The organism is Vibrio sp. 10N.261.54.A5, from assembly GCF_041471145.1.
GTDB classification, from domain to species: domain Bacteria; phylum Pseudomonadota; class Gammaproteobacteria; order Enterobacterales; family Vibrionaceae; genus Vibrio; species Vibrio crassostreae_C.
In genome coordinates, this window is record NZ_JBFRNU010000007.1 from 50,723 (window position 1) to 72,235 (window position 21,513).

At 42.6% G+C, this 21,513-nt stretch carries 14 protein-coding genes; 6 read left to right on the forward strand and 8 right to left on the reverse strand.

Features of this window, described 5'->3' with window-relative positions:
• Positions 1-27: 27 nt before the first annotated feature.
• The 5 genes from AB4329_RS01900 (at position 28) to AB4329_RS01920 (ending at position 11,369) form a co-directional block, all read left to right on the forward strand.
• Positions 28-756, forward strand: coding sequence for a DUF429 domain-containing protein (locus AB4329_RS01900; protein ID WP_017062812.1), 729 nt, complete (start codon positions 28-30; stop codon positions 754-756).
• An 81-nt stretch (positions 757-837) separates the two neighbouring features.
• Positions 838-1,647, forward strand: coding sequence for a M15 family metallopeptidase (locus AB4329_RS01905; protein WP_372137609.1), 810 nt, complete (start codon positions 838-840; stop codon positions 1,645-1,647).
• 305 nt (positions 1,648-1,952) lie between these two features.
• A complete protein-coding gene (locus tag AB4329_RS01910) occupies positions 1,953-3,833 on the forward strand; it encodes an ATP-dependent zinc protease (protein ID WP_372137610.1) in 1,881 nt (626 codons plus the stop codon).
• 471 nt (positions 3,834-4,304) lie between these two features.
• Positions 4,305-9,833: a putative Ig domain-containing protein gene (locus tag AB4329_RS01915; protein WP_372137611.1), complete on the forward strand. Its 5,529-nt coding sequence runs from the start codon at positions 4,305-4,307 to the stop codon at positions 9,831-9,833.
• A gap of 714 nt (positions 9,834-10,547) precedes the next feature.
• Positions 10,548-11,369: a hypothetical protein gene (locus AB4329_RS01920; RefSeq protein WP_136982746.1), complete on the forward strand. Its 822-nt coding sequence runs from the start codon at positions 10,548-10,550 to the stop codon at positions 11,367-11,369.
• Between the two features lie 319 nt (positions 11,370-11,688).
• Here the strand turns inward: AB4329_RS01920 and AB4329_RS01925 are convergent, their stop codons facing one another.
• The 4 genes from AB4329_RS01925 to AB4329_RS01940 all read right to left on the reverse strand — a co-directional run bounded on the left by AB4329_RS01925 (position 11,689) and on the right by AB4329_RS01940 (position 13,811).
• On the reverse strand, positions 11,689-11,988 hold the full coding sequence (locus AB4329_RS01925) for a hypothetical protein (protein WP_065583807.1): 300 nt from the start codon (positions 11,986-11,988) through the stop codon (positions 11,689-11,691).
• A 4-nt stretch (positions 11,989-11,992) separates the two neighbouring features.
• Complete coding sequence (locus AB4329_RS01930; protein WP_136982747.1) at positions 11,993-12,826, reverse strand: hypothetical protein; 834 nt, start codon at positions 12,824-12,826, stop codon at positions 11,993-11,995.
• Positions 12,827-12,984: 158 nt separating this feature from the next.
• Positions 12,985-13,371 carry a hypothetical protein gene (locus tag AB4329_RS01935; protein WP_136982748.1) on the reverse strand — a complete coding sequence of 129 codons (387 nt, stop codon included), beginning with the start codon at positions 13,369-13,371 and terminating at the stop codon, positions 12,985-12,987.
• 77 nt (positions 13,372-13,448) lie between these two features.
• The gene (locus AB4329_RS01940; protein ID WP_136982749.1) at positions 13,449-13,811 is read right to left on the reverse strand and encodes a hypothetical protein; all 363 of its coding nucleotides are present in this window, start codon (positions 13,809-13,811) and stop codon (positions 13,449-13,451) included.
• Positions 13,812-14,051: 240 nt separating this feature from the next.
• On the opposite strand from AB4329_RS01940, the gene AB4329_RS01945 reads away from it, so the two are divergent.
• Positions 14,052-14,408: a hypothetical protein gene (locus AB4329_RS01945; protein ID WP_102569730.1), complete on the forward strand. Its 357-nt coding sequence runs from the start codon at positions 14,052-14,054 to the stop codon at positions 14,406-14,408.
• A 60-nt stretch (positions 14,409-14,468) separates the two neighbouring features.
• Here AB4329_RS01945 and AB4329_RS01950 read toward each other — a convergent pair whose 3' ends face one another.
• The 4 genes from AB4329_RS01950 to AB4329_RS01965 all read right to left on the reverse strand — a co-directional run bounded on the left by AB4329_RS01950 (position 14,469) and on the right by AB4329_RS01965 (position 21,385).
• On the reverse strand, positions 14,469-17,381 hold the full coding sequence (locus AB4329_RS01950) for a type I restriction endonuclease subunit R (RefSeq protein ID WP_136982750.1): 2,913 nt from the start codon (positions 17,379-17,381) through the stop codon (positions 14,469-14,471).
• A 122-nt stretch (positions 17,382-17,503) separates the two neighbouring features.
• Positions 17,504-18,517 carry an Abi family protein gene (locus tag AB4329_RS01955; protein WP_136982751.1) on the reverse strand — a complete coding sequence of 338 codons (1,014 nt, stop codon included), beginning with the start codon at positions 18,515-18,517 and terminating at the stop codon, positions 17,504-17,506.
• An 18-nt stretch (positions 18,518-18,535) separates the two neighbouring features.
• Positions 18,536-19,834: a restriction endonuclease subunit S gene (locus AB4329_RS01960; protein ID WP_136982752.1), complete on the reverse strand. Its 1,299-nt coding sequence runs from the start codon at positions 19,832-19,834 to the stop codon at positions 18,536-18,538.
• A gap of 12 nt (positions 19,835-19,846) precedes the next feature.
• A complete protein-coding gene (locus AB4329_RS01965; RefSeq protein WP_136982753.1) occupies positions 19,847-21,385 on the reverse strand; it encodes a type I restriction-modification system subunit M in 1,539 nt (512 codons plus the stop codon).
• Positions 21,386-21,513 lie beyond the last annotated feature (128 nt).

The window sequence follows — 21,513 nt, forward strand, 5'->3', positions numbered from 1 at the left end:
CTCAACAAACTAATCATCGAGAACATAATGAAATACATCGGAATTGATGGCTGCAAGTCGGGTTGGATCGCTTGGATTGTCTCTGACAATGAGATACCTGCGTTTAAAGTGGTAAACACCCTCGATGAGCTAGCGAGTGATCTTATCGGTTCAACGGCGCTTATCGATATGCCTATTGGTTTTAGTGATGCACAAACTCCAGATCGCTTGTGTGACAAAGCAGCAAGGCGTTTTCTAACCAGCAAACGTGGTTCTTCGGTGTTTCCGGTTCCGTGTCGTGAGGCGGTTTACCAAACCGATTACATTGCGGCGTGCAGTGCCAATGTGGAGCAGCTTGATAAGAAGTTTTCTAAACAGACTTGGGGAATTGTGCCCAAGATTCGCGAGCTTGATGAGCTCATTGAAACTCATCCCAATCTTTCTATCAGGGAATCACATCCTGAAGTGGTGTTTGCAGCATTGAAAGACGAACCGCTGACGTTTTCAAAACGAACGCAAGAAGGCAAAGAGGAACGGCTTTCTATTATTCAGCAGCTATCCCCTCAATGGTGTGACCGCTTGTCGTTGGCCATTTCAAATACCAAACGTAAAGACGCCGCGATAGACGATATTTACGATGCGTTCGTACTTATGTTAGTTGCCTATTACGCTCCGCAATTATCGACCTTACCTGAACTTTCTGATGTTGGTGGAGAAGCTGACAAGGATCAGAACGGACGAGTTAGAGAGATTGTTTACTGGAACAAAACACGCTAACAAAGCGTGCGCTCAACTTGGCTTAATATGCTATTTTCCAACTTCTGCTACTTTTCACTCTTACTATTTTGAGTTTTTGATATGAAACGTTTTATTGTCGGCTGTCTGGCCACTGTGCTCAGTGCAGTGAGTTATGCCCAAGTCGCTCCTATATCTCAATGGCAATGCGACATGATGAAAAAGAACAATGTCTTGAGTAGTGGTGCGCCCGTTGGTTGTGAGCGACTATCCAAAGTGGATTTCGATTTCATTAGTTTCAAAGGGGAAACGCAACAGGGCAATGTGATCGTGCTTGATGTTATTGCGCCTGCTGTTGAACAAATCTTTTCAGAGCTCAAACAGCGCAATTTTCCTCTTCATTCCGCTCGCCTAATGCGTGAATTCAGAGGTGATGATAGCGCCTCAATGGATGCGAACAACAGCAGCGCCTTTAACGCTCGTCCTATTACAGGCGGAGGAGGTTGGTCGAAACATGCCTATGGTGTGGCAATCGACATCAACCCAGTTCAAAACCCTTTCTTAGAGTTTGATAGCAACGGAAGAATCACGGTAAAGCCTTCACAATCTGCGACTCGTTATGTGAACCGTACTCGTTTTCGTGCTCGTGATGAAATTGAACGCCGCGGCATGGCTGAAGATGTGGTGGAGCTGTTTGCCCATCACGGATTTATGATCTGGGGAGGGGATTGGAATAGCCCAATCGATACTCAGCATTTTGAGGTTGGATCAAGAAAGTTCGTTAACCAACTGCTCTCTAAACCACAACCTGAAGCCGAGGTGTTATTTGAGCGCTACGTCAAATCTTATCGACAGTGCTATCTCAAAAATAAAGGTGAGGACGCAGAAAAAGCTCGAGCTATCTGCGCAAAGAAAACAGTCGGGACTTTTTAGTGCTATGTTTATCTAGAACCGTTTGTGTTTTAGCAAGTTAAACTCGCTTCAGGTGTGTTTTGAATAGCTAAGGTCAGCGCTCGTCGTTGGCCTTTTTTGTATTCATTTCTTCAATAGAACACCGAGCATTGAAAAGGTTATTGGGTATCCATTAGTCAATAATCGATAAGCGAATGCAGCGCAAAGTCATCGGTTTGTCATTTAAAAACTCATAGCGTTAACGTTATGTGAGAACCATTGCTGGTGGGGGAACTCTTCGCGCAAACGCCAGTATTATTAGTGAACTGATCACAACGGACCAACTAATGAAAAAGATACCTTTGGCTCTAACTCTTTTAAGCACTCTACTTTTTTCACAATACACTTTGGCTACTGACACTTCACCTACCACTCAAAATCCCACTTACGAACTCGATGGTAAGTCGGTATTAGGTCGCACTGAGAACGTGTACCTATCTAGCGTTCAAGGGTTAAAAGACGTTCCTTTCATTGGTAAAATTGATACCGGTGCGGAAACCACTTCTATGCATGCTGAAGACATTCATGTGAAGAGCTCTAATCCCGATTACCAAAATCTCAAAGACCAAGAGTTGATGGCGGCGTTAACCGAAGACCTGTTGAACAATTCCGATGTTGATTACGATGATTGGGATGGCAGTACCTTTGCGAAATATGAGGCTGTGGTGTCTTTTAAGGTTCAAAACCCGCGGACGGGAGACATGGTATTAATCGAAGCGCCTTTAGAGCGTGTCAGCATGATACGCAGCCGCACCAGCAGCACGCCTTTGCTTCGCCCTACCGTAAAAATGTCGCTCACCATTGCAGACCAAGAGCTAAAAACCGACGTTAACCTGACCGACAGAAGCCACTTCTCTGCGCCAGTGCTGATTGGTAAAACCTTCCTTGCGGATAACGCGCTGGTGTTTGCAGGTTATGACTATTTACAAGAGCAAGAGAACGCGACCGTTGTTGGCCGAAAAGAGGTGGTGTCTATCTCTGGAATGGCGATGAACGCGACCTTCTCATTAAAAAATCGCTACAGCATCCTTCATGCAAAAGACATCGATATAGATAAGAAGAACAGTGAAGTGACGTTTGATATGTTCGACAACGACGGCAAGCAAAAAGAGATGACATTGCCGTTGGTTCGTATGTTAAGCGTGAGCGGTAAGAAGAGACCTTTGGTGTATGTGCCTGTTCAACTCGATGAAAACACGACTAAAGACGTTCTGGTGTACCTACGTGAGCGCTCGAGTAGTGAGTCGCAGTTGAGATTTGGAACCAACACCGCCAGCGAACTCTTCATGATTGACACCAGTGCTGAGAATATTTTATTAGAAGGTTCAGAGAACTTTAGTGATGTGGCTGAGTCTGGTGAGCCTATGATTATCTCGCCGGAAGAGGACATCACCCTAGATGACTTCCCGCTTAAGGCTGTGGCTTCTTTCACTGTCAATACACCTTTGCTGAAGGTCGACAGTTTTGAAATGACAGGTAAAGGCAAAGATGCTTCCGTTGAATTTTATCTTACGGATGTAAATGGTGAGAAGCAGAAGGTGACCAAGCCAATTATTAAGAAGCTTAAAGTCGGGGATGATACTCGCCCTGTTGTAAGTGGTGAGTTTGCGGTGTCTGGAAAAGTGCGTACGCAAGAGTTCGCCATCGACGTGCTCAATACAAATGAGAAAGAAGCGTACTTTATTTTAGGCAAGAAGATGGCAAAAGAGGGCGTTTACGTTAATACGCGTTCTGATTACCTTCTGAAAGCCGAACCACTGTTTAAAGTTGGGCATATTGAAGTAGTAGAAGTGAACGGCATGAAGTTCCCGGCCAAGCTCGACACTGGTGCGGATGTAAGCTCAATGAACGCAGTCAACATCAAACGATTTAAGAAAGATGGCCAAGACATGGTGAGTTTTACCTATCAAAACAACCAAGGCGATAAGCAAGACTTTACCAAGCCAGTGATTGATGTAATGCGCATTAAAGCCAAGAAAGGCGAGAAGGTGAACATTCGCCCTGTGGTAGAAATGAAGGTTAAGCTCGGAGACCTAGAGAAAGAGGTGAGGGTAAACCTTCAAGACCGTTCTCGCTTCGAATACAGCATGATCCTAGGTAAGAACTTCTTGAAGCACGGCGCAGTAGTGAGCAGCGATGAAGATTACTTGTTAGGTGATATGGAGTAACCCCTAAACTTATCTAAGTTCGTAGCAGAACAGAGCTAAACAGCCACACATTTCATTAATGGGATGTGTGGCTTTTTGTTGAGTTTACTTTTTATGTGCAGGTATGAATGAGACCTTAAAACCACGCCTTAAAAGACTCGCCCCCATAATGTGATGATACACATGCCCCATAGCTAGCGAGGTATTATTTAGACGTTGACGGACTGTATGGAGTTATTTGTCTCGATGAATCCAAAAGATCAGAGAACTACGATTGACTGTTTTGTAACTAGGCTACGAGAGGTGCGAACGTAGCTGTTCAGCTCGTAGGTTCTTGATTCAGTCTGATTGATATATGCAACATGTATACTATTATGATTGATAGCTAGTGAAATATATGTAGAAGCTATTGATTGTCCTTCGCTATTTTTTTTGGGGGAAACAATAACTTTCTCTTTAATGAAGCGGAACGGAAATAGTAGAAGGAAAAGTATGTTTAAAAATTTGATATTGATATCAGCGTTGCTTGCGTCTACAACTGCGTCGGCTTCTCACTTTCGGGGAGGGAGTATTAAGTGGCAGTTGGCAGACTTAGATGGGGGAGGGGTAGACAACGATGTTACGTTAACCATCACAACCGCGTGGGCATTAAATCGTGCTAACACAATTAGTGTCTCAAGTGGGTCTAGTGGATTGAATGCGGATAACGGTATGGTTCTAGTGCCTGTTGATGGTTCGGAGGTGAGGCAAAACTTTTCTACTGACTCAGATACTGCGAACCAATATACGCTGCAGACCTCTAAGTTTACAGCGAGCAACATCGATTTAGGCGAGCAATACAATGTGTACTATAAGAGTTGTTGTCGTATTTCAAATTTGCAAAATAATAGCGATGATTATTGGAAAATACAGACCATTATAGATCCAAGGAATGGAAACCAGGCTCCCACGATACAGTTGCCGATTATTTTAGAAGTGCCTAAGTTGCAGGCTGATGGTGTCACCAGTCTCGTTGATTGGACGTATCAGCTCAATGTGTTGGACCCTGATGGTGACCGTGTGTCGTATCGTATGGCCAATTTGGATGAGTTGGGTGGAGAGGGTGTTAACCCTGTTGGAATATCCATTGATACTGCGACGGGGCTTATTACATGGACAGGATCTGGCTCTCTTAGTGAAGGGTTGTATTCAGGTGGTTTTGTCGTGGAGGATTTTGATGCTGACAATGCCATTAAATCTAAAACGCATGTCGACTTAATTTTCTATCTGCAGGATAAGAGTACTACAGAGGAGTTTTATCTCTCTGACAACATCCCTTCCGAAACAAAGACTATTACTCTAGAAGACAACACTCCCTTTACGTTTACTGTTGATGGGGCGGGTATCACTACTGAGAATATTGGTAATGTGTTTAACGCTAGCAATGAACCTGCACTAACGGATAACGAAGAGAATCAATTTACGTTTGATCCGGATGGGTTAGAACCTGGGGTTTATCCTATCAATCTCTCTGTGAAAGAGAGTGAGAAAATTCGCAATTACTTAACAATTAATTTCATCATCCCAAATCCAGATGCTCCGAGCATAACGTACTTTCCGGGTGATGGTGCTACGTCACTCAATGGTGATGAGGTAATGATTGATGTGGGTTCGGACGCAGTGATAGTGTCTGATGATTCTAGTTTTGATGGCTATACATTATCAGTTAGTACGCCATCGGTGACTAATCACTCTAATCAAATTACTCTTCGTTCGGTAGGAACTGGGTCCAATGAAATTCTCATTGATGGCTCGAGTGTATTGTTTGAAAGTGTGACGATTGGGGCGCTAGTGGCCAGTGATTCGAACCTTGCTATTTCTTTTGGCGCTAATGCAACGTTAGCGGCGATGGAGGCAACATTAAGAAGTGTGGTGTTTACTTCGGATAAGGGGGGAGCTGATGCCGATAATTCAACACGGATAATGACTACTAAGATAGAGGATACTAATGGGAATGCCAATAATTACACCACATCGGTAACGATTTCGGGGAGTGTAAACCACCCTCCTGTCGCGAATGGCGTGTTAAGCCCAGTTGGGAATGTACGTGGTAGTGATATTGTCTATCACTTGCCAATAAATTATTTTACTGATCTTGACAATGATGTGCTGACACTCGATATTCAGAGTCTATTAGCCGGTTTATCGATAAGCTATGACCATAATGCAGGCACGGCAACGATTAGCGGTAAGACCACATTAACTACTGCTTTATCAAACTATGGTGTGACAGTTACCGCCAGAGATGGAAATGGTGGCGTCGCTAACGCTAACTTCATTATTAACGTAAACCCTAACCTCTCCCCAGTTTTCAATAATGAATTTAGTGCCCACAGCAGAACAGAAGATATCGAAATTGAAGCGATAGATACTGCTCTGGCCTACAGTGATCCGGAAGGAGGAATGGTTATTGTTGGAAGTGTTTTGGGATTACCTGCGGGTTTGAGTTTTGATAGTGATAGTGGATTGATTACGGGTACTGCCATAACTCCTGGTGTGTACTCGGCTGCGATTTCAGCTACTGATGATGGCGGTCGACAGTCTAGCAATACTTTTAATATTGAAATACTGAATTCAAACGATGCACCAGTCGCTAATCAAGTGTTGGTTAATCAAGTTTTTGATATTACCGATGTTGGAGACGATCTGAACTATACGTTGGCTGACGCGAGTTTCGTTGATGAGGATATTACTCAAGGTCAGAGTGATACCATTACTTATTCAGCCACTCTTTCAAATGGCGATCCCCTCCCTTTATTTATCAGCTTTAGCACTGAGCAGAAACGATTTGTGACTGCACCAACATGGTATGATATTGGTACTTACACTATAACCGTTACCGCGAGGGATATTGCACTAGAAAGTGCTACGAGTGATTTCACTATTGAGGTCACCGGAACCAATACAATGCCAATGAAGCACCACTGGACGACATTGGAGGTGAATGAAGGGGGAGGTATTACTTTTGTTCATGACGATGTGCATTTTATGGATGTTGAGCAGAATTATGATGATCTGGTCTATGTCATTACTCGCCTACCTGAGTATGGTGCTCTGTTCAAGTCAAACACTGAACTCGCGGTGAATGATACCTTCACACAGGCTGATATAGAAACAGAGTCGGACATACGCTATGTGCATGACGGAAGTGAAACCACAGAGGATACGTTCCATTTTTATGTGAGTGACGGCTACGGTTTGCAAACTCAAGAGTACACGGACTATGAAATTGTTATCACTCCAGTCAATGATGCTCCAATCGTTGACCAAGGTTATTCCGATGCTGAGGCCCCAACAGGTAGTCAAACGACTCAAGAATTGTTGTCGGATATCTTCTCTGATATCGATAATGATAGTTTGAGCTATTCGTTAGTGGGTGCACCTAGTTGGTTAACGCTTTCTGGAACGACCCTTACAATGAATCCTACTACGGAGCATATCGGCGAATACACTATTACCCTTCGAGCAAGCGATGATGAACCTTTGTCCGTAGACACAACGTTTGATTTGGCGGTGTTATTGGATACTGATTTAGACCAAATGCCTGATGTTTACGACTCTGATGATGATGGCGATGGTATGCCGGATAACTGGGAACGAGAGAAAGGGTTTGATCCGTTAAACGGTGAAGATGGTGAAGGTGATGCCGATAACGATGGCCGCTCAAATCGAGATGAATTTGCAAAAGGTAATAACCCACATGATGATGATGTTAATCCAGTCATTGAACTACCATCAAACCTAAACATCTATGCAACGTCGCTCTTCACTAAAGTGGATGCTGAACGCCTCACTGGTGGGGATTGGCCGACCGCATCAGACTATGGCAGTGGTGACTGTTGTGAGGTCTTCCTTGAAGAATACAATAGTGGAAACACTTACTTAAGATCGGGTAGGCATCTGATTCAATGGAAAGCAGTTGACTATGCGGGTAACGTTCAGATTCAAGAGCAGCAAGTAGACATCCATCCCATGATTTCTTTGAGTAAAGATGTCAGTGTACGCGATGGCAGTAAAGGTCACTTTAAAGTTGTACTAAGTGGACTCGCACCGGAATACCCGCTGTTCGTGGATTTAGGTATTAGTGGTGATGCGGAGCATGGTTTGGATTCTCATACGATTGTCTTTGAAGAAGCTGATGATTATAAAGGCAAGACAGACCACCACGACATGGTTGAGGAGGTTGTTGATTACACTATCTTCTTAACCGATAGTAATGCGGTTTCAGAGTCCCTTTATGTTGAGTTGTTGAATGTGGCGCATACGTCACTAAAAGCAACACATGAAACGCTGGTGGTCAGTGAAATCACGTTGCCTAAGTTCCGTTTGCGTATCACCCAAGATGACACAGTCAAATCAACGTTGGTCGCCAATGGCGGTGATGTTAGTTTTGAGCTTTATGATTCAGTGAATGGTCAACTGCTAAATGCGGAGGAGTTCTCTATTGCGTGGCAGTATGAGTCCAATCAAGAAGAATTTATCGACTTGCTAACCTTACAGGCTTCTGACTTGAAGTTGGGAGTAAATACTGTCTCTGTCATGCTGGTTAATCGATCTAATAAGGCATTTCAGATCAAGCGTTCATACAGCTTTAACGTAGTGGCTCAAGGGCGTACATTTATTGAGGGTGTTGATACTGATGGAGACGGCATCTATGACATTGATGAGGGGATGAGCGATGAAAACAACAACGGTATTCCAGATTACCTAGATGTTGTTTTTGTACCCCATATTTTACCTCACAAAGCTATGGATATGAACAAGTTCATCATTGAATCAGACCCTGGTGTACATCTGTCGCTTGGTGATAGTTCAATTAGTAATGAGCACTCGGGAGCATTAGTCGATAGCGACCATTTGCAAGGCTTGTCGATACTTCCAGATGAAGAGGTCAATAACGTCGGTGGGATGTTTGACTTCAACGTGAACGAGTTGACGCTTGGTCAGGTGGTCAACGTTGTAATACCTCAGCGTGAGCCTGTTCCCGTAGAGGCGGTATATCGTAAATACAGTACTACAACAGGTTGGGCTGATTTTGTTGAGAATGACACAGACTATATCAGTTCAGCACCCGGTGAAGAGGGATACTGTCCACCGCCAAGTAGTGGAGAATACACTCGAGGCATGAGTATTGGTGATTGGTGTATTCAGTTAACAATGAAAGAGGGGGGCGCTAATGACAGCGATGGTATCGAGAACGGTGTTCTTAAAGATCCCGGCGGTGTTGGTGTAAGAGGGTATCAATCTATGACGAGTACCAATTCATCGTCGGGCGGAAATATGTCGGTATTTGCGCTGATGGTTTTAGCCTTGTTGTTATTGCTACGTAATCTTCGTACCGCTATAGCGGGGGGAGCAATAGTGTTGACTGCTATGAGTCTGTCATTCAGTGCTCAAGCAAACGGGTTCTACCTTAATGGAAGTTTTGGTTTGGGCTATGGCAATACGAGTGATGGTGAATTGCAGTCCAAAATAAGTGAAGTTTCATCAACCGCAATGCTTACCTCTCAAGACCAAGATGATTTCTATTTTGCTTTGGGTGGAGGATATAGGTTTAACTCTTACATTGCTCTTGAAGCAGCGTATGTTGATTTAGGCAGTCGAGAGTTTACGGCTACTGATTCTGTGCCTGATCTAGAAGTAGATGAATTTGCGGAGTCTATGTCTAAGTTGCAGTTGAGGAGCGCTCAGGGGGGCACTGTTGGCTTCGCGTTATCTTACCCGATAGCAGACTATTTCTCTGTGTACGTGAAAGGCGGGGCATTCTTTTGGTACGGTGAGTATAATTCACATTCGACCAATACGGATACCTTAGAGACAATGCCCATGAGTGATAGTGACAATGGCATTGATGGGTACTATGGCGCTGGTCTTATGACAATGCCCTGGCACGGTATCTCCATAGGGGCTGAATGGGTTCGCTATGACATAGACAGTTATCAAACTGATACTGCTGCCGTTAATCTTCGATATTATTTTTAACCTCAATACAGTAAATCTTTTATTCGTCACCTATTTAATGTTGCTTTATAAGTAGGTGGTGAATCCGTTTCAGCAGTTTCGATGCTTACATAGACTGCTGATCAAGCTACGAATTCATCCTCATTGATAGCGGAAGACGATGGGGCTGCATCAGATAACAAGTGAACTGATATTGAAGATTTGGGAGAAGGTTTTACCCTCACGCACCAACCCTGTGGTGGCATTTTATTAGTGGGATATCTGCCTTTAACGGTTTCATATTTTATTTTTGTTTTGTTAAGTGAAACCTAAATTCCAGCAAAACAAAAAGGGCCAACTCTTTCGAGTTGGCCCTTTCCAAACGTTTGGTGGAGCTGGCGGGAGTCGCCTTCAACTGCCTTAAAAAACAATGACTTCAATAGGTTAGGGTGTTTGTGGTTTTTGAGAATAACCCTTTAGTACCTCATCTTAGTACCATATGAAGCAAGTATCAAGAAGGAAGCCTATTTTCTTAAATAAGGATGTCAGTTCAGCTTTGCTTGTGAGTTGAACTCGCGGCGTGTTTTCAATTTTGTTAGTTGATCTACCTCAAGCTAATTTATTCTTTATAAACAAATATTTACAAATTAATTTTTGTGTCAGTGTGTAACTATAAATTAATATACACCCAATGTTTAATCCTAATAGTTGGTATCAAATTATTAGGTGTCCGCAACATACATTGAAAGGTAAAAAATGAAAAAGTACATCCTCTTATTATTAAGCTGTATAGTCATTTCTGGCTGCGACGACGATGATAAGGAAAAAACACTTTCAGAATCAGAAATCTCAGCACTTGTTGAGTGCACTAACCTAGCAGAAGGCTATCCTTGTACTAGAAACGTATATGGCTCTTGGGGTTATCTTATTTCAGATGATTATAGCGAATTTTGCAGCTCCAAGTTTTGTTTTGCTGATGGCAGTGCATCACCAGAATACCCTGCTCTAACTAGGTTTAGAGATACTGGTGAGCTTATACCTGTTTATTATTTAGACGCAAAAGACCCTCGCTTTGAGTACGCCTTAAACAAAGCTGAAGAGATCATTGGGTATCAAATATTTGATAGAAAAGGAATTGTCTCACTTGAAATAGAAAGAGATGATCCATTTTTTGAGATCGACTACTCAGATATGCCTACAGATTGGGGATTCATTTGGAGCCAAGGAACAGTATTAGGAAGCTGTAGTGCGGGGACAGTTTCAAACGCGCCATACAGTAACAGCCTTGCTTCTTATGCTGTAGGCAACGATTATGGTATAGATAAAACCAAGTGGAATGGGGGGTATGCATGGATAAGTATTGATAGTGAATCCCCTGCTGATCCGGGTTGTACGACAATCGCGAGTAATGACGTGAGTTTACATGAGCTTGCGCATGCTCTGGGAATGGGTAATCACTTTGACGGGTTCGGAAACGGCCCTGCGTTTGATAAAAATGCAGAGCGAGTTTTACGCACTATGTACAGTAAGCAAAATCCCGCTGGCCAACCATTTGATTCGTTGAATATTGAACCATAGTTATAAACAACTATTTTGTTTAAGTAACAACGCTAATTAGGGAAGGCTATTGTCGACCGAAAGGTCACAGCAGCCTCCTTTCTAAAGCCACTCACACTTTGTCATCTTAGCTTGGGATGTGTTTTCTTAGCTGATACCTGTATGTTCTTATCTAACAGCTCAAAAATAGCCTCTGAATTAAGCATGTTGGAGAGTTCTTCCTCTACAGTCAGTTGATAGTCATAGATTAGCTGCGCTCTAGTCGGTTCCTCTAACTTACACTCAGTTAACTGGATTCAGCTCCCTGTTTGGGAGTTGAACCGAAGTTTGAACTTTACATTTACACCTTCTTTTTCTTCTGTCGAGCAACACGCTCAGCCATTGCCACTTGAAATTTTTTGGTTTTCTCGACTCTTGCTATAAGAGTGCGTTTATAAGCTTTAATTTTCCCTGCATCTTGTTCTTTTCCTTCAAGGAAGTTTTTTATCATAGAGTCAGTCCAGTTGTGGCACTGCTTTAATCCAGTTTTTGAAATCCATGTTTTGTGCCAGATTTGGCTAAGGTGTTCACGCTGTTGGCGACCATAGTCACGTCGTTCTGATTCCGAGTAGCGGTGCCACTTTCCGTTGTAATAAGGCATATCGTTAAATAATCTCGTTTTTAATTTTATTTATATTTTCTATTTGTGCGGGTGAGGTGCTTTTGGCTTTCAGTTCCTCATATGTTTTCAGTAACCTATTTTTCTGTCGCTTCAATTGTCTATCGTCACGCGCTTCTTTTGCTTTTAACCACTTATCGAACTGTGTTTGCATCTTCTTTAGTAGCTTTTCTATTTCTAAAGCTTCGGTAGCTTTTTGGTGCTGGTATTGCCATGTTGAGAGTCTGCGACCTTTTTCTTTTTCGATAGGATCATAGGTGCGATGATCGATGCCAACATGCTTAAGCACTGATTGATTGAATGCTTGCTTTATTAGTCTTGTCGCTTGCTTTTTTTGTAACTCTGTCAGTATTCTGCCACCAGCAACCTTGCCAATGATGAGGTGCACATGGTCGCCACTGCCTTTGATGCCCGCCTGAGCTTGTTGATGCAGTACGGCTCGAATTTGTTGTCTGTATTGAGCGAACTCAGATTTATTCAGTTTGCAGAGCTTCGCCAACGCTAAGCTGCAATCTTTAATAACGGATTGCCATTGTTGAGTAGTAGGGCGGTATCCTTTGGGTAGAGTAAGGCAGTATTCGACCGCGTAGCTCGAAAGCGGGCGACCGCCTCGGCGGTTATAGGTCTGTTGATTTAGTCGAAACTCTTCGCCAGCAAGCGCAATTCTGTTCGATGTTTTAGCGCAACCAAGTATGGATACGATATGTTCGGTATGTTTGTGGTTGGCGTGCGTTAGGCTTTGCAGGTAGCGTTCGCGGATCATGACGCCATCAGTAGCAAAGCGAACGGGTTGGGTTATTACAGTCCAGTTTTTTAGCATGTTGGATGTTTATTTAAATTTTAGACTTTTGCCTTAACTTGTACAAACTACTGGACTGTAACCATACATATTCATAGGTGGTTCCAGATAGGACAACGGCTTCGCTTTCGTTGTCCACTGGCAAGAAGGGAGACCCTTCTTAACTACCCTTTTTAAAGCTAGCGGTGTTTTTCAAGGTAGTTGTCATCATTAGGAAAAAATGAATCTAACAGAAGATCATTGGCTAGCATTTCTATTTCTTCAAAATGGGACACTTTAGCAATACAAACCTGTGGTTGTTGAGTCTCTTTATCTCTTATATTTTCCAGAATTTTCCAACTGCCGCCATATACTTCAATTACAGTTAAGTCATACTCCTTACACAGCCCATTTAGCAGGTCAGCAAAAGCATCAGCAGCAACCTGAAGAAACATTTCAAGTTGCTCTATTGTCTGGATGAATTTTACATCATAAGAGTATGATGCTTGGTAGCCTTCTTCACAGACTTCAATTAGAAAATAAGGAGGAAAAACCGTAGTGTTTATGTAGTGTTCTAATGGGGTCATGTTTTCTATTTCAATTAGCAGGTATTTGACAATAAGGGATCGATATGGATTATCGCCCATTTATATAAAAGTAAGTCTTATTGGGAACTCTGGATTTGCTCTCTTAGTTCTTCAGTAAGGCGGTGAATATCACCAAAGTGCGAAACAGTGCCAATGCAAATTTGACATACTTGACCGCTAATATCGGTTAAATTTTGCAATATATCCCAAGAGTCATTGGTGCTAGGGTGAGCACTAAGACCGTGTTTTTCTAATAAAGCATTGAGCATATTATCAAAAGAAGTTTTTGCCTCATCAACGATCTTATCTAGTTGCTCTTTGGTGCTAAATGTTTCAGCTACATCGTAATACCACGCTTCGTACTCGCCATTGTCGTTCTCTTCAACGTCCATATAAATCGGTATGTTTACGCATGCCAGTATCACTTCTAACTTATTCATCGTAGATATCTCATTTGGTTTTGATTTTTTTACTATGCCACGTCTTGTTGAATTAAATAACCCAAAAAACTACTCGCAAGCAAATTTTACTTGCAAAATCAATTGTTTAATGTTGGGTTTGTAAGGTTTTTTCATTTAATTCAATAGATTAAGTTTTTGAAAAAAGAGTCCTTTTTATTGAGTTCTGCACGTCAACTTGAGGGTCTAACGAAAGTTCATTACCCTTTAAGAAAACCTATTATGAAAGAAACCCCCGTTACATCCGCTACAAGGCTTGCTCAAAAACAAGAAGAAAAGCTTCAAGAGTGCCGAGAAACCACAATAGAAAAGCTAGTGATTCGTCTGTGTATTGAAGCTGAATATCTGACTAAACAAGATGTTAAAGAAAGATCTCGTCGATATCAGTGGGTGCTTAAAATTACGGAATACTGCGTAGATGCAACATCGTTAGAAGATGTAGTTGAGGGCGAACATGTTGTGCCTCTGACCTATTCAAACTGCAATAGATTTATGGCTGAAAAGCAAAGGAAGGCGAAAGCGATTGTTACTATTGTCGCCAAGGAAATCGTTCGAGGGCTTCCGCCGTATCAAGGTTGATGATTCGAATTGGTTTAAATGCTGGGGCAGGGTTGCCCCAGTTTTTGAGAGGGAAGGGGGTTAATGAAACCCTTGAATAAACGTCTCGGCGAATGCTTTCAGCCTTTCTGTAATCCTTGGCAAAATAGTTCTTCGAGTTCTAAAGGTCATCTTTTCAGTAGTTAGCTGAGCGATGTCATCTGACTTCAAGCTCTCCACATTCAAGCCATTTTCAATATTAGTTACCATCTCGCCAAACTTATCGGTGTCGAGCTTTTCTTCTTCGGCTATCTGGCTTATTTCCTTTTGCTTCTGTTCTTCGATGTACTCATCGAATTGTTCACCCTGCACTAAACCCTGTAAGCTTTTCTCAATGAACCCTTCAATGAGATGACGCTTACTGTGAAGTGTTGGCTCAGAAGCGAGTAGGTTTGCGATAACCTGACGCTTCTTATCCTTGGCGTCATCACATGACTCTTCTAGCATGGTTTGTAGAAGGTGACGTATGTAGCCTACATTCACGTTGTCGCGTTGAAGCAGCTCTAACTCAAAGTCGATGTCAGCGAGGATTGATTCTTTATCCGTCGGGTTGCCTTTCAACTCTCTGGCTAAATCACCATACTTAGAGGCGTAATCCACAAATTCTTGTTCTGAAATACCTAGCGCTTCAATGTCAAAATCACTGAAGGTTTCAAGCTGGTTTTTCAGGCGCATTAAAATACGGAACTGTTTAATGAATCCTGCTTGCATGTCTTCATCTGGAAGATCATCAACACTTTGAACATCTGGTGCTATCGCTTTTAACGCTTCAAGCGCTTTGGCGAAGTCTTCAGTCAAACCTTCAAGGTCTGGCACTTCGATGTATTCTGTTGGCTGCTTGTTTGAAAACAGTGCGAACGCTTCATCAGCTTGTGGTTTTAAGTTGCGGTAGCACATCACGTTTCCATGAGATTTCACCGTCCCATTCAATCTATTGGTACGAGAGAAGGCTTGAACCAATCCATGATATTTGAGGTTTTTATCCACGTAGATGGTGTTCAGGCTTGGCGCATCGAACCCTGTAAGGAACATATTCACGACAAGCAAAATATCTACTTCACCATTCTTTGTGCGGTTAGAGAGATCTTTGTAGTAGTTGTAGAAGCTATCGGTATCTTGAGTCGAATAGCTGGTGCCAAATTGCTCGTTGTAATCCCCAATATACGAATCTAACTTGTCGCGACTGTGCACTTTAGCGTTAGCTTCCGCTAAGCCCTTAACATTGACTTCACCCTCAAATTCTTCGGCTTCATTGACGCCATAGCTAAAGATAGTGGCGATATTGAGCTTGTGCTTACCTTCTGCCTTGAGAGCCTTAAAGGTGTCGTAGTAGGTGATTAAATCAGGGACGCTCGCCACACACAGCATCGCATTGAACTTGTGCTTGGTCTTGAACCTATGAATGCCAATGATGTGCTCACAGACTTGTTTAATACGCTTAGGTGAGCTGAAAAATTCGGCGATATCAATGCTAGAGACATCCGCATCTAAGCCTGTTTGTTTGTGCTTTAGCTTGCCGTAGTATTCAATCGCAAAAGGCAATACGTTGTCATCTCGAATCGCATCAACAATCACATAGCTGTGCAAGCGCTCACCAAACAGATCTTTAGTTGTTCTTTTTTGCACTCCTTTGCCTTCCACTTTTTTAGCAGTGGCGTTGTCGGCGAAGATAGGTGTACCTGTAAAGCCAAAGAGCTGCGCTTTCTCAAAGAACTCGACAATATTTTGGTGTGTTTCACCAAACTGACTGCGGTGACACTCATCGAATATGAAAACCACGCGCTCTTGGCGTAAGTGTTCGACTTGTCCTTTGAAACGAGGCTTAGTGATCAGGTTATTGAGCTTTTGAATCGTGGTGATTGTCAGCTTGTTGATGCGATTTATGTTACTGCTGTAGATCGGTGAGTATTCTGCTACTTGAGGTAGCGCCTCACTATCATTAGCACTTTGTTTGGGTACTGGTCGAGAGCCGAGGAATTGGTTTAATAAACTCTTGGTGTCACCTGTACTATCGACACTGCCTTTTAGGAAAGCATCAAACTCTTTGGCGGTTTGGTAGTCGAGGTCTTTACGGTCGACGACAAACACCACTCTATCGACGTTATCTAATCTCGATAAGATTTGAGCAGTCTTGAAACTGGTTAGGGTTTTACCACTGCCTGTGGTGTGCCAGATATAGCCATGCTTATCACTGGCCTTAACCTGCTCGACTATCGCCTCTACAGCGTAGAATTGGTAAGGGCGCAGCACCATTAAGAACTTGCCTGTCTCATTCTGAACGATATAGCGGCTGAGCATCTTAGTCAGATGTTCTTTATTCAAGAAAGCATCAGCAAATTGGTGCAGCACATTAATCTTATTGTTGTCGACATCCGTCCAGTGGAAGGTCTGTTTGAATGACAACTCACGGTTGTTTGAGAAGTATTTCGTATTCACGCCATTGGAGATCACAAACAACTGGATGTAGTTAAACAGCCCGCCTTCTGCACCAAAGGTATGCTTGTCGTAGCGTGTGATTTGGTTGAATGCCTCTGCCATTTCAATGCCACGGCGTTTAAGCTCAATCTGCACTAACGGCAAGCCGTTTACTAAAATAGTCACATCGTAGCGGTTTTCATATTTACCGTGCATAGTAACTTGGTTAGTCACTTGGAAAATATTCTTTGAGGCATCGCTACTTAACAAAGTGAGGTAGCTAATAGTGCCATCATCATGCACTACATCGACCTTACCTTTGAGGCGCTTGGATTTGTCGAAGATGTTGCCTTTTTCAAGGCTAATGAGCACATTCTCAAATTCACGCTCAGTTAGCGTAATCTTATTCGCTCGCTCAAGCTGCACCTTAAGATTCGCTTTGAGTGCAGCGGCGTTCTCTATCTTGACGGTTTCAAAACTCGCTGCGGTAAGCTGAGCGATTAAGTCATTTTCAAGTTTTGCTTCTGATTGTGTGCTCATACGGATTCTTAATAAATAACCATTGCTAATTTGATATTTGTTAACTAGTATTACTCGTAACACGGCCCCTATCGGTTAGCGTCACTTGTGATGCGAACCGCTTAGGGGTTTTTTATTGCGTGCTATTCGTGCTGCTCTTCTAAAAATAGAGTTTGCCATTCATCGACAACCCCCATACTTTTTATATCTAATCCGATGTGACTCATATCAGGGAATTCGCTCATCATAAGGTCAGTTAACCGCAGCCACCACGTTGAGTTAGGGTTAATGCTATCCATCAAATGTTTGATAATACAAAACAGCATAAATGGCCTTGCTCGTAGTCGCTCAGTCCCTTGACCTTCAAAGTGTGAAACCCAAGGGATCTCATTACTGGATGGTAGGCTTGGTTGATCGATAATATTACGATTCCATAAGCGGCTATGGTGAGCGCAAACATTACGCAAGTAATTTAATGAACGTAACCATTTAGCTAATACTCGTCCATTTGACATACCAAACTTAGCCGCAATGACATCTTGATCTTCTTCCTTCATTCCAGAGTAGAGAAGGGATAAGGCTCCGAAGTCCCACACTTCACAAGCTATCCAGATCGGAAGTGGTAGTCCGTGTTTTTTCTTGTTGTGCTCAATAAATTTTTCACGAGAACGGTTAATTAACCCTGCTTGTTTCGTCAACCAGTCATGGTGCTCGGTCAAGCCAGTTTTAGGATTGATTTGTTTAGAAAACTTAGGGAAAAATTGTTCTTTGTCTAAGTAGGCAAATCGGTCTCGATTACCAAGTAAGTGTGCAATTTCCACACGAAAGGCGATCTCAATACGCTCTAACGCATCGAGTGCCAATAGGCGCAACTTTTTATCAAATACATAAAGGTTAACCGCATCTTCAAACTTAGCCCCTGTCACGAACTGATCTAAGGTGATGCGGCACGCCCCATCTTTTTTGCCGTTTGGTTTTACAACAGGGCAGCACGTACCGCTCATCTCACGGAATGCATACCAGTAACCGCTTAAACGGTAGTAGCCAATACGTGATAGATATGCAATGGCTTTGTTTTCATCAGTAATGGTTAAGCCGCGTTCACTAAGCTTAACCAACATATTTTCACAAGAGTGCCAAGGTTTATCGTAGGCCATTAAAACGAGTTCCTTCCATTAAACGAACATCTGTTGTAACAAGCCTTTCTTCCACTCTTTGGCTTTGTTAAGTTCAGAGTTGGCTAAGTCTATCTTCTGGTCGATAGCTGATAGGAAATTAGCTATTTGGGTTTGTTCTTCTATAGTTGGGGCTATGATCTTCAGTTGGCGTAAGTCTGTAAGACCTATTCGCTGCCTAGTTGAGCCTGTACTAACCGAGATCGCTTTGTTTCTGAAAAATGGACTATTGATATAGTTCATTAAAAAGTAACGATTGAATTTCGAATCATCTGGAACAATACGTATACCATCTGAGCACATTACGTATCGACTTTCTGTATTTGGTACTAAGAGCGCTCTAGCTACGGGGTCACCCATTTTCGACAACAACAAGTCATTTGGGTAAATATTACATGAGATTAAAGCATCTGCTTTGCTTTCAGATGTATAGATTTTATATTTATTATTGAAGTGACCATCGCCAATATTTTGAAGTTGAATAATTCGTACACCGCTATCAGTGTAATCATCGCTCTTCAAGTCAGAACCAAACGGGCCACCTGTGAAACTATACTTTTCTTTGGAGACCACATCACCCAACGTCTTCTCTTCCCAATCAGGAAACTCGCTACCATCATCGGCTTTGAATCGTAGTGTGGGTGGCGTAAAGGTAAGCTGTCCATCTTGCTTCTGCCACTTGCCATTGAGCAACTGTTGCATCACCCCGCGTTTGTACTCGGTGAGCTTGTCTTTCTTCTCTGACAGCAGCCCAATCTTCTCATCGACCTTTGATAAGAAAGAGGCGATTTTTTGTTGTTCTGTAACTGAAGGGAAGCTCATTAAGAGATTATTCATAATCTCCGTGGTTAAGTTATTGAATACACCCCCAGTAGTTGCTGAGCCTTGCATTCTTTCATGAAGCTTTACAAACAAGTGATATAAGAAATCTGACTCAAGATCTTTATAGTTTTTAAAAGCTAACCAACCATCGTGTACGCAAGCATCAACGGCTAAAATAGTAGGTATAGCAACTCTAGTTCCTGAACAACTTAAAACAACGCTACCCGCTTTAAGAAATCGACTCTTTTTAGCCCCTTCATCCGTCAAAAAGTCGATACATGGCGTTGTATATTTACCATCTCTCGTTGCATCTTGAATCATCAAACGTGGAATTTTACCACCATAGTAACGAGGATCACCTTTTGGTCTAGGACTAGCCCCTCTAAATATTGTCATTTTTTTTCCGAGAGGTTGTTTCGACCACTCAGTATCAAATTCACAAAACCTCAGCTTCGGTACATTCATTTGTTCAGTCATAAAATACCTCCCTTAGAATGGCGCTTTGATATTAAGCTGAGAACAGAAATCAGCGATATCCGCATCTACAGAGTGCATCTTAGTTTTAAGCTCGGTTAGGTCTGTCGCTACCGCATCAAGGTTTACAGCCTCTTCCTCTTCAAAGGTATCCACATAACGAGGAATGTTGAGGTTGTAGTCGTTCTCTTCAATTTCAGAAAGCTTGGCAACATGGCTGTACTTATCAACCGATTCACGCTTGCTGTAAGCTTCAACAATGCGAGTGACATCTTCTTCACGCAGGTGGTTTTGCGCTTTGCCTTTTTCGAAGTGGTTAGAACCATCAATGAACAACACGTTATCTGCGTGTTGGCGAGTCTTCTTGAATACAAGGATACAGGTCGGAATACTCGTGCCGAAGAAGATGCCAGCAGGTAAGCCAATGACGGCATCAAGATAGTTTTTGTTTTCGATAAGGTGTTTACGAATATGACCTTCTGCCGCGCCACGGAAAAGGATGCCATGAGGGACGACGACCGCTAATGTGCCTGTTTCGTTTAACTGGTGAACCATGTGCAGTACAAAGGCAAAATCAGCTTTAGTTTTAGGGGCAAGCTTACCGAAGTCAGCAAAGCGTTCATCGTTTAGGTGTAGATCACTTGCACTCCAGTTAGCAGAGAACGGAGGGTTAGCAACTACAGCATCAAAACGCTTATCTAGGTGCATTGGGTGTTCTAGAGTGTCGTCGTTCTTAATATCGAACTTATCGTAACGCACGCCATGCATTAGCATGTTCATACGAGCAAGGTTAAAGGTGCTTGGGTTTTGCTCTTGTCCACAGAACTCTAGGTTGGTGCTACTCACTTCTTTTGCTACACGCAATAGCAATGAACCTGAACCACAAGTTGGGTCGTAAACGGATTTTACGTTGTCATCTAAACTCACTAACTTAGCAAGGATTTTAGAGACTTGTTGAGGGGTATAGAACTCACCTGCTTTTTTACCTGCACCTGAAGCAAATTGCCCAATCAGGTATTCATAGGCATCACCCAGTAGGTCTATCTCGGTGTTGTCGATTTGGAAATCGATGTTCTCTAGGTGAATCAGCACTTGGCAAATAAGTTTGTTACGTGCGTCTGGGTTCTTACCTAGCTTGCTTGAGTTAAGGTCGAGTTCTTCAAACAACCCGTTAAAATCATCCGCCGAATCAGCCGCTGTTGTGGATTGCTCAATGTCATTAAGGACACGGCTTAGCTCATCAAGAATGAACTCAGACTTCTCGCCACGCTTAGCAAGGCTTGAGAATAGCTGTTTAGGGGCAATGAAATAGCCAAGGTTCTCGACACACTCATCATGCAATTCTTTAATCAACTCATTATCAGATTCTACGAACTTGATACCATCTTCAGTAAGTAGTTCATCACAGTAGCGGTTCAGCTTATCTGATAGGTACTTGTAGAAGATAAGCCCTAGAATGTAGTCACGGAAATCGTCGGCTGACATATTGCCGCGCAAAGTGTTAGCGATGTTCCAGAGCTGTTTTTGTAATTCTTGTTGGTGTTCACGAACCATGATGTGCCTATGGGTTAGGTTATGACGTTAGTTGCTGTCATCTTACCCAAAATCTAGGTTTTTGTCTTTGAAACACCTTGTAAGTTAGGTGGTATCTACATGATTTTTTCGGACTATTCTTTCAATTT